Genomic DNA, 17,295 nt, shown 5'->3' on the forward strand with positions numbered 1-17,295 from the left:
TTATCCCTTGATCTACGCGCCGTTTTTCATTGATTCAAGCTCTTCCCAGCGCGCGAAAGCGGTTTCCAGTTCCTGCTCAGCCTGCGCCAGATTGTCCAGTACCGGTTGGGTCTGGTCGTGGGCCTGGCTGAAGAAATCCGGATGACTCATTTTCGCCTGCAGTTCACCAATGCGCGCTTCCAGCTGTTCCAGCTTTTGCGGCAACTGTTCCAGCTCACGCGCCAGGTTATAGCTTAGTTTGTTGGCGCTGCGTTTGGCAGTATCACTTTTCTCTGCCGCAGGTTTTGCCACACTGCCGCCGGTTTTGGCCGGAGCCGACGCTTTCTGCTGCTTGTAAGCCGCACGCTGTTGCTGGGCATCGTGATAGCCACCGACGAAGGTGCCAATCTCACCGTTGCCTTCAAAGATCCAGCACTCGGTTACCGTATTGTCGACAAACTGACGATCGTGGCTCACCAGCAGCACGGTGCCCTGATAGCCATCAATCAACTCTTCCAGCAGCTCCAGCGTTTCCACGTCGAGGTCGTTGGTCGGTTCATCGAGGATCATCAGGTTGCTGGGACGCAGGAACAGACGTGCCAGCAACAGGCGGTTACGCTCACCACCGGACAAGGCGCGCACCGGCGTCATGGCGCGTTTCGGATGGAACAGGAAGTCCTGCAGGTAACCCAGCACATGGCGCGGCTTGCCGTTGACCAGCACTTCCTGTTTACCTTCTGCCAGGTTATCCATGACGGTGCGATCCGGATCGAGTTCGGCGCGGTGCTGGTCGAAGTAGGCGACCTCCAGCTTGGTGCCGGAATGCACGCGACCATGATCGGCTTGCAACTGCTGCAACATCAGGCGCAGTAACGTGGTTTTACCGCAGCCATTCGGGCCGATCAGGGCAATTTTATCGCCACGCATCACCTGGGTAGAGAAGTCTTTCACCAGCACTTTGCCATCAACCGCATAGTCGACGTTTTCCAGCTCAAACACGATTTTGCCGGATCGGGAGGCTTCGCCCACCTGCATATTGGCTTTACCCATCACTTCGCGACGTTCTGAACGTTCACGACGCAACGCTTTCAGCGCACGCACACGGCCTTCATTACGGGTACGACGCGCTTTGATACCCTGGCGAATCCAGACCTCTTCCTGCGCCAGCTTGCGGTCAAATTCCGCGTTCTGCATCTCTTCAACGCGCAGCGCTTCCTCTTTCCCTTCCAGATAGAGATCATAATTGCCTGGCCAGGAGACCAGCTTGCCGCGGTCGAGATCGACAATTCGCGTCGCCATGTTGCGAATAAACGAACGGTCATGGGAGATAAAGACAATGCTGCCGCTGAAGTTCTTCAGGAACGTTTCCAGCCAGTCGATGGTTTCGATATCGAGGTGGTTGGTTGGCTCATCCAGCATCAGTACGCGCGGATTGCTGACCAGCGCACGGCCCAGCGCCGCTTTACGCAGCCAGCCGCCCGACAGCGAAGAGAGTTCGGTATCAGGCTCCAGACCAATCTGTTCCAGCACATCATTGATGCGGCTTTCCAGCTGCCACAAATTCTGATGGTCGAGAATGCTTTGCAGACGCGCCATCTCATTGAGGTTTTTATCGCTGGGGTCCTCCATCACCACATGGGAAATGGCGTGATAAGCCTTGAGATGTTCGGCCTGCTCTTCCACGCCTTCGGCGACGAAGTCATAAACGGAACCGGTAATATTGCGTGGCGGGTCCTGCTGCAGACGCGCAACAACTAAATCGGTTTCATAGACGATGCGACCATCATCCAGCGGTTGTTCGCCATTGATGATCTTCATCAGGGTCGATTTACCGGCACCGTTACGGCCCACCAGACAGACGCGTTCGTTCTCTTCGATGTGCAGTTCGGTATTGTCTAACAGCGGCGCATCGCTGAAGGAGAGATAAGCGCCGTGGATACTGATTAATGACATGTAAACTTATTCCTTACCGGCGTGAGTGATCAGCCAGCAGTTGTGAATTTGACGGTTACGCGCGAAGTCCTGCGACTGCGTTTTCTGGGTAATGTCCTGCGCCTGCAGACCCAACGCCTTCAGACCATCCATATCCATTTTGAAACCACGTTTGTTGTTGGAGAACATGATGGTGCCACCGCGGCGCAGCAGGCGCTTCAGGTTGCGCATCAGCATCATGTGATCGCGCTGGACATCGAAGCTCTCTTCCATTCGTTTTGAGTTTGAGAAGGTTGGCGGATCGATAAAGATCAGGTCAAAATTCTCATCACTTTCATTCAGCCAGCTCAGGCAATCAGCCTGCATCAGACGGTGCTGCCGCCCGGTCAGGCCATTGAGCCGTAAATTGCGCTCCGCCCACTCCAGATAGGTTCGCGACATATCTACCGTAGTGGTAGACCGCGCGCCGCCCAGACCAGCATGGACGCTGGCGGTGCCGGTGTAAGCGAACAGGTTGAGGAAATCTTTCCCCTGACTCATCTGACCCAGCATTTTGCGCGCAATACGGTGATCAAGGAACAGACCGGTGTCGAGATAATCGGTCAGATTGACCCAGAAGCGCGCATTAAACTCTTTCACTTCGAAATAGTCGCCCTTCTCGCCCAGCTTCTGATACTGCGCTTTACCTTTCTGGCGTTCACGCGTTTTCAGAATCAGACGGTCAGCGGGCAGTTCGAGCACGGTCAGCGTGGCGCTGATCACATCGAACAGACGCTGACGCGCTTTATTCGGATCGATGGTTTTCGGCGGTGCATATTCCTGGATAATGACCCAGTCAGCGTAACGATCGACCGCGACGTTATAATCTGGCAAATCGGCATCATAAATGCGGTAGCACTCAATGCCTTCCTGACGCGCCCACTTATCCAGCTTCTTCAGGTTTTTACGCAGACGGTTGGCATAATCTTCCGCGATCTGCCCGGCGCTCTCACCGCTGTTGACCGACAGCTGATAATTTTTCTGTACGCAATCCAGCGGGCCATTTTTTGCTTTGAACTGGCGATCGGCACGCAGTTGCAGACAGCTCAGCAGCTCCGGTGACGCGCTGAACAGCGACAGATTCCAGCCGCCAAAGTGCAGCTTCATCAGACGTCCGAGCTGGCTGTGCAGCGCAATCAGCGCTGGCTCGCTCTCCAGACGTTCACCGTAGGGCGGATTACTCAGCACCGTGCCGTGGATCAGCGGATCGACCGGATTGGTCAGCTTCAGCAAATCCTGCTGAGCGAAGGTAAAGAGTTCGAACACGCCAGCACGCCGGGCATTGGCCTGCGCCCACTCCAGCACCCGACCATTGTTGTCATAGCCAAAGAAGCGCGCCTGGGTTGCCGCCGTGCCGTTACGGGCGCGGTTCTGCGCCTCGGTTTTCACTTCCTGCCACAGCGCAGCGTTGAACTGACTCCACGCCGTGAAGCCCCAGTGCTTACGCAACAGGCCAGGCGCACGATCGCAGGCGATCAGCGCCGCTTCAATCAGCAGCGTACCTGAACCACACATTGGATCGATCAGCGGTGTGGTCGGCTGCCAGCCTGAGCGCAGCACAATCGCCGCTGCCAGGTTCTCTTTCAGCGGCGCCTGGCCGGTCTGCTGACGGTAGCCGCGCTGATGCAGCGCGCTGCCGCTCAGATCCAGCGCAATGCTGGCGCGATCGTCATTCAGCCAGACGTTGATGCGGATGTCCGCCTGTTCGCGATCCACATTCGGACGCTCCAGGTTCTGGCGGGTGAAGCTATCGACAATGGCGTCTTTCACTTTCAGCGCGCCGAACTGGCTGTTGCGAATCGAATCGTTGGTGCCGCTGAAGTGCACTACAAAGGTTTTATCACTGCCGAACATCGTCGGCCAGTCAACACTTTGCACGCCAAGGTAAAGATCCAGATCGCTGTAGACGCCAAACTCTCCCAGCGGCAGCAGGATACGTGAGGCTAAACGGCTCCACATCAGGCTTTGGTACATGACGCGCTCATCGGCCTGGTAGTGGACGCCGCCCTGCACCACTTGCAAATCCTGCGCGCCCAGCGCGTCCAGCTCACTTTTTAACAGCTCTTCGAGCCCACGCGCCGTGCTGGCAAACAGAGAATTCATATCGTCACTTTTTAACTCTTGAGAAAATTGTCGCGCATTATAGCGAATCGCAGACCTATGTCATAAAGTTAGCTACTTTTGTCGTGCGCGTCGGGTTCAAGGAGAACACCATGATTACGCTTTCCCGCTTATTTATTCATCCTGTGAAGTCAATGCGGGGACTGCAACTGTCACATGCGCAAGTGTCAGACAGTGGACTGGCGTTTGATCGCCTGTTTATGGTGACTGAACCTGATGGAACCTTTATTACCGCGCGGCAGTATCCGGAGATGGTCCGTTTTACGCCGGTTCTGTTACCTGATGGCCTGCTGCTGCAGGCGCCGGACGGCAGTCATATCCCCATCCGCTTCAGCGATTTCAGTCAGCAGGACCATCCGACCGAAGTCTGGGGTAATCATTTCACCGCCCGTATCGCGCCCGAGCCGATCAATCAGTGGCTAAGCCAGTTCTTTCCGCGCGAGGTGCAACTGCGCTGGGTCGGCCCGCAACCTACCCGACGGGTCAGACATTTTGAAACGGTCCCGCTCAGCTTTGCTGATGGTTTTCCTTTCTTGCTGGTCAACAGTGCGTCGTTACAGGATCTGCAACAGCGCTGCCCGGCCAGCGTACGTATGGAACAGTTTCGTCCGAACCTGGTGATCAGCGGTCCCGCCGCCTGGGAAGAAGACAGCTGGGCGGAACTGCAGATTGGCGAGGTGGTTTTTGAGGTCACCAAGCCCTGCAGCCGCTGTGTGTTTACCACCGTCAGCCCGGAAACCGGGCATAAACATCCGGCAGGCCAGCCGCTGGCAACATTACAACGCTTTCGCAGCGCGCAGGATGGCAGCGGCGATGTCGATTTTGGCCTGAATTTAATTGCCCGCAATTCGGGCGTGGTGCGGGCGGGCGATAACGTCACCGTGATTAAACGCCACACGCCGCGCGTCTACGGTGCCGGCGCGGTGGTTGAGACACTGGAACCGCAGCAACAGGCACCCTCAGCGGTGAAGATTACGTTTCAGGGCCAGACCTTTACCGGCGATAATCAGCAGGTCTTGCTGGAGCAGCTGGAGATGCAGGGTTTCCGCATCCCCTACTCCTGTCGGGCGGGTTTATGCGGCAGTTGTAAACTCAGGCTGGTAGCGGGCGAGGTTAAGGCGCTGAAGCAAAGCGCCATTCGTCAGGACGGCACGCTGTTAAGTTGCAGCTGTATCCCGGCTGGCGATGTGGAGCTGAACTGAAGTCAGACGGCGCGAGCGTAGCGCGGAATAATATCCTGACAGTAAGGTTGCAGGCGGTCGTTCATCACCTTGATGGCATCGCCGAGCACCATCGCTTTTCCCGCCAGGGTCAGGCCTGGCTGTGCCAGCAGGCATAGCGCGGCGTTATCACCGTTTTCAACCACCAGCAGACGCGCCTGTTCGCCATTTTCCGCCAGCGTCACCTGCACCATCTCACCCACGTTTGGCCGCATAGCGGGCGCATAAGAGGTGAAATGCCAGCTTTTCGGCATCAGCGGTTTCAGGAATCGCGACGCCACCAGCGCATTTAACACCAGTTCTGCGCGGTGCTGGCTGCTCAACTTACACTGGCGACAGGTCTCTTCAAAAGTGAAAAAGAGCGCAGCGTCATCAACACAAAAGCCGGATTGATTAAACGCGTCCGGAGTGAGCATTTTGCGCGAATAACGGGAACGAAAAAGCATACCGTCAGCCAGGTCGAGCATCATTCGGTCGTGGCTGGCGTCAAAATACCAACGCCAGTTATCATCAGGTTTGATTTTCATAGTGTGCCCTGTATTTACCGCTGCGCCAAAAATCACGCAGAATTCAGCGAAAAATGAAACATAAGGAAAAGCTGAAAATTCGTGCAACAGGCCAAAATATAAACGAGCCGGAAGGATAAATAAACCCCCCGGCCTGCGATAGTAAGAAATGTCTTAGAGATAAGTGACGATATCTTTAATTAATCCGGGTCCCTGATAAATAAAGCCTGAATAAATCTGGACTAGCGTCGCACCCGCAGCGATCTTTTCGCGTGCCGCCGTCAGTGAATCAATCCCGCCAACGCCAATGATCGGCAGCTGACCTTTCAGCTCCTGGGAGAGACGCTGAATCACCGCGGTACTGCGCGACTGGACCGGACGGCCGCTTAGCCCACCCGCTTCTTCCGCATATTTAAGACCACTGACCAGTGAACGATCCAGGGTGGTATTGGTAGCAATCACGCCATCTATCTGATGACGAACTAAACTGTCAGCGACCTGAATTAACTCATCTTCAGAAAGGTCGGGCGCAATTTTTACCGCCACCGGCACATATTTTAAGTGACGCTGTTCCAGCTCTTTTTGTTTTTGTTTGATTGAGGCCAGCAGATCGTCCAGTGCTTCGCCATATTGCAGTGAGCGTAAACCCGGCGTGTTCGGTGAGGAGATATTGATGGCGATATAACCGGCATGGGCATAGACCTTCTCCATGCAGATCAGATAATCCTCTTTGCCCTGCTCGACCGGCGTATCTTTATTTTTGCCGATATTAATCCCCAGCACGCCCGTAAATCGCGCTTTTTTCACGTTCTCGACCAGGTGATCGACACCAAGATTGTTGAACCCCATGCGATTAATAATGCCGCCCGCTTCGACTAAACGAAACATCCGCGGTTTGTCATTTCCCGGCTGGGCGCGCGGCGTGACGGTGCCAACTTCAACAAAACCGAATCCCATGGCACCAAACGCGTCAATACATTCGGCGTTTTTATCCAGACCTGCCGCCAGGCCGAGGGCATTTTTAAAGGTTAATCCCATGCAGGTTACCGGACGTGACGGCAGTTTCTGGCGGAATAACCCTTCCAGCGGCGTGCCGCTCATAAAACGCAGTTGCTGAAAGGTGAGTTCGTGCGCGCGTTCGGGGTCGAGTTTAAACAGCGCCGGTCGGACGATAGGATAAAACATGCACTCTCCTGAAGGACGGAAGCAATCGTGAAAGTCGGTGCACGGGAAAATGTGCGCCAGAATGGTAAAGTGCTCTGGCGCAAAAGTAAATCGAACGGCGGGGATGCGGGAAAGTATCTGAACGGGAGTTGATCTTACCCCGCGGAATCGTTTACGGGGCTGATTGGGGCGTCAGCCGGAAACAGATATTCGCGCAGAATACCGCGACGCAGCATGATGCCGAAAATGCCAATGCAGACGAACGCTTCCGCCAGCACCATCGACCAGGCTGCGCCAATCGCGCCATATTGCCATGCCAGCAGACAGCAGAGCGGCACGTTAATCACTCCCGCCGCCATCATCACCATCATACGCTGGCGCGCCAGGCCATGTGGGATCAGGATCTGTAAGCCCGCCGGATAAGAGATATTGCCGAACAGGAAGCAGAGCACAAATACCCGCAGCACGTCAGCCGACGGCATAAAGGCTTTGCCCAGGAGCAGCGACACCACCTGATCGGCAAACAGCCAGGTAAATATCACGATCGACAGGCTGAGAGAGAAAGAGAGCAGCAGACTTTTGCGCGTCGCAGCGATTGCGGCACGCTTATCGCGCCCGAACAGGTGACTGACGCGCGGGAAAAAGGCGCTACCGATCTGTTCCGGCACCGAGTTGGCCGCTTTACGCAGGCGATCCGCCCCGTTGTAAATCCCCACCATATAGTGCGAGGTAAACGACGCGAGGATCACCACGTTAACGCTGTTAAACAGGTTGGCACCGGCAATGGCGATAAACACATCCATGCTGTCGGTGATGCGCTGTTTAATTTCGCGTGGCTCAAAGCGGTAACGGCCAATGACCTTCATCTCCAGCACAAACTTCAGCGTAATGGCGGCACTGATAATCGAAACCGCACCTGGAATCAGGGCAGCCAGCCAGGTATCAGCCGGGGTTTTGACCAGCAGAAAAGTCAGCGGGATGGCACAGAAGTTACCAAAGGTGGCGATCACCGCCGTTTTACCGAGCTTCTCAAATCCCTGCATCAGCCAGCCGAAGGAGAACAGCGAGCCGATCAGCGTGGTGCAGTTGGCGAGGATAATAAAGAACAGCGGATGCCAGGCGGGATTAAACCAGGTTGCCGTCAGCAGGGTGCCACTGGTGAGCACCAGCAGCATCAGTTTGGCATTAAAGGTTGACCAGAACAGCTGGCTGACCCGCGCTTTGTCATCACGATGGTGAGCAATATCTTTGGTGGTAAAGACATTGAATCCCCAGTCGGAGATGGTGCTGCAATAGAGCACACAGGCAATGGCCAGTGCCAGGGTCCCCATCTGCTCAACACCCAGAATACGGGCCAGATAGGGTAACGTCGCCAGCGGAAACAGAAACGAGGCGCCGCGGTACGCCAGCAGCGAGAAGATATTAACTATCAGACTTTTATCAAGAACTTTTGCCATGTCGCAACAACCTTATACACATTGCATGTCTCACCTTCTCATTTCGCTAAGGCATAAACAATATCGCTACACACTTTTCAGAATCAGGCTGCGCGGTTAATTTCCTTTTTTACTTTGTAACGCTGTAATGCAATAAACAGATCCGGCTGATTAAACAGCAACCACTCTTTAAAGTTCTGAGTTTTAACGTCTCGCCCCATAAAGCGAATCGCATTCCTGACATATTCTGGTACCGGCGTCTGGTTATACAGCGATAAATAGATCATCAGGCGGAAAGAGTGAGTTAAATAGGCTTTCTCCAGCGTGGCCCGCCATTCTGATTTAGCCTGGGAACTGCTCAGCGTATTGTAGGCATGCATAAAGGCATCATAACGCTGAAAGAAAAACTCATCACCTTTGGTACTGTTAGTAAGCGAACCGCTACGGATACGCTGTTTATAATAAACCTGACGACTGACCCACGCCTGCTGGCATTTCATAAATACCGCCAGCGTAAAATTGTGGTCTTCATGAATCCGGCGAACGAAACGTAATTTATGCTGCTCTATAACACTTTTTTTGATCGCATAGTTCCAGACTGCCGAGGTGTAACTGCCGTTACGCAGCAGACGCATAAAGGCTTCCTGCGGGGGCTGCAAACCAAACTGATCGTGTTTTACTTTAGGCGAGGTGATCTCGATATGACCATCTTCGTAAACGCAGGAATTAAAGCAGAACAGGTCGGTCTGAGGATGTTTTTCTGCGACGGTTGCCAGTTCTGCCACCAGCCCGTCAACCACCACATCATCCGGGTCACAGAAGAAAAGGAACTCGCCCTGTGCCAGCGCGATACCGGTATCGCGGGCATTACCCAGACCGCCATTTTCAATGGTGATCACTTTGACCTGTGAAAGGTGCGAATAATTCTGTTCAATCAGGGCCAGCGTGCCATCAGTTGATCCATCATTAACAATGATTATTTCATTGGGCGCTTTTACCTGGCGTAATAAAGAATCAACGCACTCGACAATATATTTTTCAACATTGTAAGTCGGAATAATTACCGATAAAAGGATGTCAGACATAGGCATTTCTCTGCTGTTAGAAAATGACAATACGGTTCACCTGCCTGATGCAGGTCCTGACCAGAGGCGAAACGTCGAAAAGAATAGTGTGTTATTAGGGCTGCTTACATTGAGCCTGATTATCTTAAACCGGTTAAGCCGATAAAGACCAGTCGGGAAAAAACGATCGAAGTGTTCAGATCGCCGCCACTGTTAAATAAGTTGCATCTATAGCGCGGTGCGATGTTAAAACGGTTGAGGTTTGATTTAAATTGCCGGCAAAAAGTCGCGGTAACCAGAATCGGGAAAGTGTAAGCGAATACCTGAAACCGTGAATATCTTCATCATTCCATTCTTTTCGTTTCACTAACGTTTCTGCAATTAATCTGAACATTTTCCCGCGTGACACCGACAGAGGGTTTGATTTTATATCGTTTTTTTCCCTTTCTTCTTTTCCCGCCCCGTTTAATCACTGCTTAACCATAATAAGAATGTTTAAGCAATCAGTCGCTGGATGATTTAACCGCGGCGGTTCGCTAATTTTGCAATCTCGCATCATCGCTTTTAATGAGTGATTGTCCGGATTAGGGGAAATTTAAGAATTATCGGAACCGGTTCAGACGCCGCTTATCACCCTGCCCGCCTATTTGCAGTTTTCACCCTTAGTTTGCCAGATAAATCATTTAAGCCCCTCTCGCGGCTCTGACAGTATGAAGGCATAAGTTCTCAACATTAGATAATCAATAACTTTTAGTTATAAGGAGTGACGATGCGAGTTATTACGCTGGCAGGCAGCCCACGGTTTCCCTCACGCTCTACCTCATTACTGACGCTGTGTCAGCACAAACTGGAAGCACGGGGTATCGAAGTCATTCCGTGGAATATTCATAACTTCCAGCCCGACGACCTGATCAATGCGCGCTTCGATGCCCCAGCGCTGCTGGCCTTACAGGACGATCTGGCCGCCGCCGATGGCCTGATCGTGGCGACGCCAATTTATAAAGCCTCTTTTTCCGGCGCGCTGAAAACCCTGCTCGACCTGCTGCCGGAGCGCGCGCTGGAGCACAAGGTTGTGCTGCCCCTGGCCAGTGGCGGCAGTGCCGGTCATATGCTGGCGCTCGACTACGCCTTAAAGCCGGTACTCAACGCGCTGAAAGCACAGGAAATTCTGCATGGCGTTTATGCCGAAGATAACCAGATCCAGCATTACGACCGTCAGCCGCAACTGCAGGATTCGCTGGCGCAGCGCCTGGATGATGCGGTAGCCGCGTTCTGGCTGGCGCTGACTCGTCACCACCATCCCGTTGCACACGCAGTATAAAGGAGCAGATGAATGAAACTGACATTAGCAAAATGGCTGACGGCGGGATTGTTACTGGCTGGGCTACAGGCGCAGGCCGCACAGCCCGATCCGGCGCAGATTCGCATTGGATATCAAAAGGGTTCAGTCAGTATGGTGCTGGCGAAATCGCATCAGCTGTTAGAGAAGCGTTTTCCACACACCAAAATTCAGTGGATAGAGTTTCCGGCGGGTCCACAGATGCTGGAAGCGCTGAATGTGAACAGTATTGATCTCGGCAGCACCGGCGATCTTCCGCCGCTGTTCGCCCAGGCCGCCGGCGCGGACCTGCTCTATGTCGGTTCGGAACCGCCAAAGCCGCAGGCGGAAGTGATTCTGGTCCCGAAAACCAGCGCGCTGCAGCAGGTCGCGGATCTGAAAGGCAAGAAAGTCGCCTTTCAGAAAGGCTCCAGCTCGCACAATTTACTGCTGCGCGCCCTGCAACAGGCAGGCCTGAGCTTCAAAGACATCACCCCGGTTTATCTGACGCCGGCTGATGCGCGTGCCGCATTCCAGCAGGGAAATGTCGATGCCTGGGCGATCTGGGATCCCTACTACTCGTCAGTGCTGTTACAGGGCAACTCACGCGTGCTGGTGGATGGCAGCAAACTCAATCTGACCGGGTCGTTCTATTTAGCCACCCGCAGCTATGCCGAGGCACACGGTGCCTTCATTCAGCAGGTGCTGGATACCTTTAGCGCCGCCGATGCGCTGACCCGCAGCCAGCGCCCGCAGAGTATTACGCTGTTAGCGCAGGCGATAGGTTTACCCGAACCGGTGATTGCCAGCTATCTCAGCCATCGACCGCCCACCACCATTACGCCGGTTAGCGACAAAACCGCGGAGGCACAACAGCATACCGCTGACCTGTTCTATGCCAATCATCTGCTGCCAGTGAAACTATCGATTCGCGATCGTATCTGGCAATCCCCTACCGTGACGCAATAAGGAGCAAAAAAATGGTATCCATATTCTGGTTTCTGCCGACGCATGGCGACGGCCACTATCTTGGCACCGCAGAAGGTGCGCGCCCGGTGGATCACGCCTATCTGCAACAGGTTGCGCAGGCGGCTGATCGTCTCGGTTTTGGCGGCGTGCTGATCCCGACCGGCCGCTCCTGTGAGGATGCCTGGCTGGTTGCCGCCTCGCTGATTCCGGTCACCCAGCGCCTGCGTTTTCTGGTCGCGCTGCGTCCGGGCGTGATTTCACCGACCCAGGCGGCGCGACAGGCGGCGACGCTGGATCGTTTATCCAACGGTCGCGCACTGTTTAATCTGGTCACCGGCGGCGATCCGGAAGAGCTGGCAGGCGATGGCGTCTTTCTCGACCATCGGGAGCGTTACGCCGAGTCCGCTGAATTTACCCGCGTCTGGCGTCGGGTGCTGGAGGGCGAAACGGTCGATTACGAAGGCAAACACGTTAAGGTGCGCGGTGCCCGCCTGATGTTTAAGCCGGTACAGCAACCGCGTCCGCCATTGTGGTTTGGTGGCTCTTCGGAACCGGCTCAGGATCTGGCGGCTGAACAGGTCGATGTCTATCTCACCTGGGGTGAACCGCCGGCGCAGGTGAAAGAGAAAATTGATCAGGTGCGAGCCAAAGCCGCGGCTCAGGGCCGGTCGGTACGTTTCGGCATTCGTCTGCATGTGATTGTACGTGAGACAAATGAAGAGGCCTGGCAGGCGGCTGATAAACTGATTGCCAATGTCGATGATGCCACCATCGCTAAAGCGCAGGCTGCCTTTCAGCGGGCCGATTCTGTCGGTCAGCGCCGGATGGCCGCGCTGCACGGCGGCCGGCGCGACAAGCTGGAGATCAGCCCGAACCTGTGGGCCGGTGTCGGTCTGGTGCGCAGTGGTGCAGGAACCGCACTGGTCGGTGACGGACCCACGGTAGCGGCGCGCATCAAAGAGTATGAAGCGTTGGGGATTGAAACCTTTATTTTGTCGGGCTATCCGCATCTGGAAGAGGCTTATCGCGTCGGTGAACTGCTGTTCCCGCATCTCGATCTGCAGGTTCCGCTGGTGCCACAGCCGCGCGTCGTTCAGGCGCACGGTGAAGCGGTTGCCAACGATTTTACCCCTGAGAAAAAAGTCGCCCGGGGCTGAGGAGAGCATCATGGCCAGAACAGGTAAACGTCTCGCTGATACGCTGGTGCCGTGGGTGCTGCCCGCTCTGCTGGTGGTGGCATGGCAGATCGCCTCGCAAACCGGCTGGTTATCGACCCGCATTCTGCCGGCGCCGGAAAAAATCGTGACCACGTTCTGGCAGCTGGCCGCCAGCGGCGAACTGTGGCAACACCTGGCGATCAGTAGCTGGCGGGCGCTGATTGGTTTCACTATCGGCGGTTCCATCGGGCTGCTGCTCGGGCTGATTACCGGCACCTCACGTACCGGCGAACGGCTGCTGGATACTTCGGTGCAGATGCTGCGTAACGTGCCCCATCTGGCGCTGATCCCGCTGGTGATTCTGTGGTTCGGTATCGATGAGTCGGCGAAAATCTTCCTGGTGGCGCTCGGTACGCTGTTTCCGATCTATCTCAATACCTATCACGGCATTCGCAATATCGATCGCGGGCTGGTGGAGATGGCGCGCAGTTATGGCCTCTCTGGCTGGAGCCTGTTTATCCAGGTGATCCTGCCTGGCGCGCTGCCGAATATCATGGTCGGCGTCCGTTTTGCGCTCGGCCTGATGTGGCTGACGCTGATCGTGGCGGAAACCATTTCGGCTAACTCCGGCATCGGTTATCTGGCGATGAATGCGCGGGAATTTCTGCAGACCGATGTGGTGGTGGTCGCCATCATTCTGTATGCCCTGCTCGGTAAACTGGCTGATGTCGCCGCGTTGTTGCTGGAACGCGTCTGGCTGCGCTGGCATCCGGCTTATCAACTGAAGGAGGAGAACGCATGAGTCAGACACTTTCCCCGGCGCGCCTCAACACCGGCACCCCGGTCGGCGTTAACAACGTCAGCAAGCAGTATGGCAGCCGCACTATCCTGAACCATATCGATCTGCATATTCCGTCGGGCCAGTTTGTGGCGGTCGTCGGCCGTAGCGGCTGCGGTAAAAGTACCCTGCTGCGTCTGCTGGCCGGGCTGGAGCAGACCTCCAGCGGCCAGCTGCTGGCGGGTAATGCGCCGTTACACTCGGCGCGCGACGATACCCGCCTGATGTTTCAGGACGCGCGTCTGCTGCCGTGGAAAAAGGTGATTGATAATGTCGGCCTCGGCCTGAAAGGCACGGCATGGCGCAGTGCGGCGCAGGATGCGCTGGCAGCGGTCGGGCTGGCCGATCGGGCTAATGAGTGGCCCGCTACCCTCTCCGGCGGACAGAAACAGCGTGTGGCGCTGGCCCGGGCGTTGATTCACCGGCCAGGTTTGCTGCTGCTGGATGAGCCGCTGGGGGCGCTGGATGCCCTGACCCGCATCGAAATGCAGGAGCTGATTGAATCCCTGTGGCAGCAGCATCATTTTACCGTTCTGCTGGTGACCCATGATGTGAGTGAAGCGGTGGCGATGGCGGATCGGGTGCTGCTGATTGAGGAAGGCGAGATTGGTCTGGATCTGCTGGTCGATCTGCCGCGTCCCAGACGGCGTGGCTCGCCACGGCTGGCAGAGCTGGAGGCGGAGGTGCTGGATCGCGTGATGCGCCGTACGGCACCGGCACAACCGGTCCGTCTGGCCCGACAACGCTAAAAAAAATGGCGGAGCCCAGCGGCCTCCGCCATTTTGCTATCAGGCGTTCAGCGCCCGGGTGATCTTCTCATAGAGATCGCCCGACAGCTTTTCCAGCCCTTTCAGCTGTTCCAGCGCATCGCGCATCATCGCCTGACGATCCTCGTCATAGCGTTTCAGCCGAATCAATGGTTCCACCATCCGTGCCGCGACCTGCGGGTTACGGGTGTTGAGATCGATCAGCATCTCCAGCAGGAATTTATAACCGCTGCCATCTTTGGCGTGGAACGCAGACGGGTTGGCGGAGGCAAAGGCCCCGACCAGCGAACGCACGCGGTTCGGGTTACTCATGCTGAAGGAGCGGTGATTCAGTAGCTGACGCACGTTACGCAGCACGTTCGAAGCCGGACTGGTGGCCTGCAACACAAACCACTTATCCATAACCAGACCATCCTGGTGCCAGCGTTCATCGTAGGCCGCCAGCAACGCATCCCGGCACGGCAGCTGCGCCGACACCGCAGCGGAGAGCGCCGCCAGCGCATCGGTCATGTTGGTGGCCTGATGATATTGCGTCTGCACCAGCTTATCTGCCAGTTGCGCATCGCCAAACGCCAGATAGTTCAGGCAGATATTTTTCAGGCTGCGCTGACCAATCGCCGCATGCTCAACCCGGTATTCACTCTGCTGATTGGCGTTATAAATCGCAAAGAACTCGTCAGCCAGTTCACGCGCCAGCGTGCGCTGCAGTGCGTCACGTACCAGGGCAATCGCCTGTGGATCGATAACATCGAACAGTTCGGCGATCTCATTTTCAGTCGGCAAGGTCAGAATCAGCGCGGTCAGCGCCGGATCGCAGTCGGTATCCAGCAGCACCGCCCGGAACGCATCCGCCACATGCAGCGGCAGCGACAGGTGTTGTCCCTGCTGATAGCGTGCCACGTTGAGACGGATATAGGTTGCCAGCAGGCTCTGTGCCGCATCCCAGCGTGAGAAATCGTTGCGCGCATGACGCATCAGGAAGGTGAGCTGCGCATCGCTCCATTTGTAATCGAGCTTCACCGGCGCAGAAAATTCACGTAACAGCGACGGCACCGGCTGGAAGTAAACGTTATCAAAAATAAAGGTCTGAAACTCTTCGGTGACATTCAGTACGTGATGCACCGGATGACCGTTGTGCTGCAACGGGATCACCTTACCTTCATTATCATAAAGTTCGATATCAAGCGGGATGTGCAGCGGCAGCTTCTCTTTCTGATCGGCAGTCGCTGGCGTGTGCTGGGTGACGTGCAGCGTATACTGCTCCAGTTCCGGGTTATAGTCATCGCGCACCGTCAGCACCGGGGTTCCAGACTGGCTGTACCAGCGGCGGAACTGTGACAGATCGACGTTAGAGGCATCTTCCATCGCCTGCACAAAATCGTCACAGGTGGCCGCACTGCCGTCGTGGCGATCAAAGTAGAGCTGCATTCCTTTCTGGAAACTGGCTTCGCCCAGCAGAGTGTGCAGCATACGGATCACTTCCGATCCTTTCTCATACACCGTCAGGGTGTAGAAGTTATTCATTTCAATGACCTGATCCGGGCGGATCGGGTGCGCCATCGGGCTGGCATCCTCAGCAAACTGTGCACCGCGCACGATACGCACATTGTCGATGCGATTTACCGCGCGTGAGCCGAGGTCTGAACTGAACTCCTGATCGCGGAATACCGTCAGTCCCTCTTTCAGGCTGAGCTGGAACCAGTCACGGCAGGTAACGCGGTTGCCGGTCCAGTTATGGAAATATTCGTGGCCGATCACCGCTTCAATGCCGAGGTAATCTTTATCGGTGGCGGTTTCCGCTTTCGCCAGCACATATTTGGCGTTGAAGACGTTGAGGCCTTTATTCTCCATCGCACCCATATTGAAGAAATCGACCGCCACGATCATAAAGATGTCGAGGTCATATTCGAGCCCGAAACGCTCTTCATCCCACTTCATGCTGTTTTTCAGCGAGGTCATCGCCCAGTCGGCGCGATCAAGATTGCCGCGATCGACAAAAATTTCCAGCGCCACGTCGCGTCCCGAACGGGTGGTGAAACTGTCGCGCAGCACGTCGAAATCACCCGCTACCAGCGCAAACAGGTAGCACGGCTTGGGGAACGGGTCCTGCCATTTGACCCAGCTGCGGCCCTGCTCGTCACGTCCGCTGTCGATGCGGTTACCGTTCGAAAGCAGGTACGGATAACGTTCGCCATCGGCAAAAAGGGTGGTGGTGAAACGCGCCAGCACATCGGGGCGATCCAGATACCAGGTAATATGACGGAAGCCTTCAGCCTCACATTGGGTACAAAGCGCCTCGCCTGATTTGTATAACCCTTCCAGCGCCGTGTTCTGATCCGGATGGATATCATTGATGATTTTAAGAGTGAAGCTCTCTGGCAGCTGGCTCAGCACCAGCGCGCCCTCTTCTTCGCGATAGTCAGTCCAGGGCTCTCCGTTTACCTCAATCGCGATCAGGGTTAACTCTTCGCCGTCCAGACGCAATTCAGCCTGGCTGTCACCGAGGCGTTTAATCTGACTGATCGCCGTTACGCGAGTGGTCGACGCATCCAGTTCAAAGGTTAAATCGATGTCGGTGATGGTGTAATCCGGCGCACGATAGTCGTGGCGATACTTAATTTGGGGCTGTTGCGTCATATTCCGTCTCGCGTTGTTATAAGTTTACCTGGCAAAGTCTAAGCTTGTTAATACAAGCTTGCCACGCACAATGCACGTAATGGGTGAAATGGCTACAATCTGTTAACAATGGCACAGATTGGCCTCGACCCACGACAGTGAAATATGC

At 55.4% G+C, this 17,295-nt stretch carries 13 protein-coding genes; 6 read left to right on the forward strand and 7 right to left on the reverse strand.

Annotation, left to right across the window (positions count from 1 at the left end; translation table 11 throughout):
• Positions 1-12: 12 nt before the first annotated feature.
• Together LZU96_RS13050 and rlmKL are read right to left on the reverse strand one after the other, a co-directional pair.
• A complete protein-coding gene (locus tag LZU96_RS13050; RefSeq protein WP_233984702.1) occupies positions 13-1,932 on the reverse strand; it encodes an ABC transporter ATP-binding protein in 1,920 nt (639 codons plus the stop codon).
• Positions 1,933-1,938: 6 nt separating this feature from the next.
• Positions 1,939-4,053, reverse strand: coding sequence for a bifunctional 23S rRNA (guanine(2069)-N(7))-methyltransferase RlmK/23S rRNA (guanine(2445)-N(2))-methyltransferase RlmL (gene rlmKL, locus LZU96_RS13055; protein WP_233984703.1), 2,115 nt, complete (start codon positions 4,051-4,053; stop codon positions 1,939-1,941).
• A 110-nt stretch (positions 4,054-4,163) separates the two neighbouring features.
• Between rlmKL and LZU96_RS13060 the strand changes: the two genes are divergently transcribed.
• Positions 4,164-5,273 (forward strand): YcbX family protein, encoded by a 1,110-nt coding sequence (locus LZU96_RS13060; protein WP_233984704.1) that lies wholly within the window; start codon positions 4,164-4,166, stop codon positions 5,271-5,273.
• 2 nt (positions 5,274-5,275) lie between these two features.
• On the opposite strand, the gene LZU96_RS13065 is transcribed toward LZU96_RS13060, so the two are convergent.
• The 4 genes from LZU96_RS13065 to LZU96_RS13080 all read right to left on the reverse strand — a co-directional run bounded on the left by LZU96_RS13065 (position 5,276) and on the right by LZU96_RS13080 (position 9,482).
• Positions 5,276-5,818 (reverse strand): cell division protein ZapC, encoded by a 543-nt coding sequence (locus LZU96_RS13065; protein WP_233984705.1) that lies wholly within the window; start codon positions 5,816-5,818, stop codon positions 5,276-5,278.
• A 153-nt stretch (positions 5,819-5,971) separates the two neighbouring features.
• Positions 5,972-6,982, reverse strand: a complete 1,011-nt coding sequence (pyrD, locus tag LZU96_RS13070; protein WP_233984706.1) for a quinone-dependent dihydroorotate dehydrogenase — start codon at positions 6,980-6,982, stop codon at positions 5,972-5,974.
• 134 nt (positions 6,983-7,116) lie between these two features.
• Positions 7,117-8,418 carry a flippase gene (locus LZU96_RS13075; RefSeq protein ID WP_233984707.1) on the reverse strand — a complete coding sequence of 434 codons (1,302 nt, stop codon included), beginning with the start codon at positions 8,416-8,418 and terminating at the stop codon, positions 7,117-7,119.
• A gap of 83 nt (positions 8,419-8,501) precedes the next feature.
• Positions 8,502-9,482: a glycosyltransferase family 2 protein gene (locus tag LZU96_RS13080; RefSeq protein ID WP_233984708.1), complete on the reverse strand. Its 981-nt coding sequence runs from the start codon at positions 9,480-9,482 to the stop codon at positions 8,502-8,504.
• A gap of 748 nt (positions 9,483-10,230) precedes the next feature.
• Between LZU96_RS13080 and ssuE the strand changes: the two genes are divergently transcribed.
• From ssuE to ssuB, 5 genes are read left to right on the forward strand one after another with little or no spacing between them, the layout of a single operon-like run.
• A complete protein-coding gene (ssuE, locus tag LZU96_RS13085) occupies positions 10,231-10,782 on the forward strand; it encodes an NADPH-dependent FMN reductase (RefSeq protein ID WP_233984709.1) in 552 nt (183 codons plus the stop codon).
• 12 nt (positions 10,783-10,794) lie between these two features.
• A complete protein-coding gene (locus tag LZU96_RS13090; protein WP_233984710.1) occupies positions 10,795-11,748 on the forward strand; it encodes a sulfonate ABC transporter substrate-binding protein in 954 nt (317 codons plus the stop codon).
• Positions 11,749-11,759: 11 nt separating this feature from the next.
• Positions 11,760-12,905 carry an FMNH2-dependent alkanesulfonate monooxygenase gene (gene ssuD / locus LZU96_RS13095; protein ID WP_233984711.1) on the forward strand — a complete coding sequence of 382 codons (1,146 nt, stop codon included), beginning with the start codon at positions 11,760-11,762 and terminating at the stop codon, positions 12,903-12,905.
• A 10-nt stretch (positions 12,906-12,915) separates the two neighbouring features.
• Positions 12,916-13,707, forward strand: coding sequence for an aliphatic sulfonate ABC transporter permease SsuC (ssuC, locus tag LZU96_RS13100; RefSeq protein WP_094120121.1), 792 nt, complete (start codon positions 12,916-12,918; stop codon positions 13,705-13,707).
• Positions 13,704-14,492, forward strand: coding sequence for an aliphatic sulfonates ABC transporter ATP-binding protein (gene ssuB, locus LZU96_RS13105; RefSeq protein ID WP_233984712.1), 789 nt, complete (start codon positions 13,704-13,706; stop codon positions 14,490-14,492). Before ssuC ends, ssuB begins: the two co-directional genes overlap by 4 nt.
• Before the next feature lie 39 nt (positions 14,493-14,531).
• Here ssuB and pepN read toward each other — a convergent pair whose 3' ends face one another.
• The gene (gene pepN / locus LZU96_RS13110; RefSeq protein ID WP_233984713.1) at positions 14,532-17,147 is read right to left on the reverse strand and encodes an aminopeptidase N; all 2,616 of its coding nucleotides are present in this window, start codon (positions 17,145-17,147) and stop codon (positions 14,532-14,534) included.
• Positions 17,148-17,295 lie beyond the last annotated feature (148 nt).

Source organism: Pantoea agglomerans, from assembly GCF_021397715.1.
GTDB classification, from domain to species: domain Bacteria; phylum Pseudomonadota; class Gammaproteobacteria; order Enterobacterales; family Enterobacteriaceae; genus Pantoea; species Pantoea astica.

Bases quoted from the DNA above. Each gene is read 5' to 3' on its own strand.
- LZU96_RS13090 (WP_233984710.1), top strand. From the start codon at position 10,795: ATGAAACTGACATTAGCAAAATGGCTGACGGCGGGATTGTTACTGGCT.
- LZU96_RS13080 (WP_233984708.1), bottom strand. From the start codon at position 9,482: ATGTCTGACATCCTTTTATCGGTAATTATTCCGACTTACAATGTTGAA.
- LZU96_RS13060 (WP_233984704.1), top strand. From the start codon at position 4,164: ATGATTACGCTTTCCCGCTTATTTATTCATCCTGTGAAGTCAATGCGG.
- pyrD (WP_233984706.1), bottom strand. From the start codon at position 6,982: ATGTTTTATCCTATCGTCCGACCGGCGCTGTTTAAACTCGACCCCGAA.
- pepN (WP_233984713.1), bottom strand. From the start codon at position 17,147: ATGACGCAACAGCCCCAAATTAAGTATCGCCACGACTATCGTGCGCCG.
- LZU96_RS13065 (WP_233984705.1), bottom strand. From the start codon at position 5,818: ATGAAAATCAAACCTGATGATAACTGGCGTTGGTATTTTGACGCCAGC.
- LZU96_RS13050 (WP_233984702.1), bottom strand. From the start codon at position 1,932: ATGTCATTAATCAGTATCCACGGCGCTTATCTCTCCTTCAGCGATGCG.
- ssuC (WP_094120121.1), top strand. From the start codon at position 12,916: ATGGCCAGAACAGGTAAACGTCTCGCTGATACGCTGGTGCCGTGGGTG.
- ssuE (WP_233984709.1), top strand. From the start codon at position 10,231: ATGCGAGTTATTACGCTGGCAGGCAGCCCACGGTTTCCCTCACGCTCT.
- LZU96_RS13075 (WP_233984707.1), bottom strand. From the start codon at position 8,418: ATGGCAAAAGTTCTTGATAAAAGTCTGATAGTTAATATCTTCTCGCTG.
- ssuD (WP_233984711.1), top strand. From the start codon at position 11,760: ATGGTATCCATATTCTGGTTTCTGCCGACGCATGGCGACGGCCACTAT.
- ssuB (WP_233984712.1), top strand. From the start codon at position 13,704: ATGAGTCAGACACTTTCCCCGGCGCGCCTCAACACCGGCACCCCGGTC.
- rlmKL (WP_233984703.1), bottom strand. From the start codon at position 4,053: ATGAATTCTCTGTTTGCCAGCACGGCGCGTGGGCTCGAAGAGCTGTTA.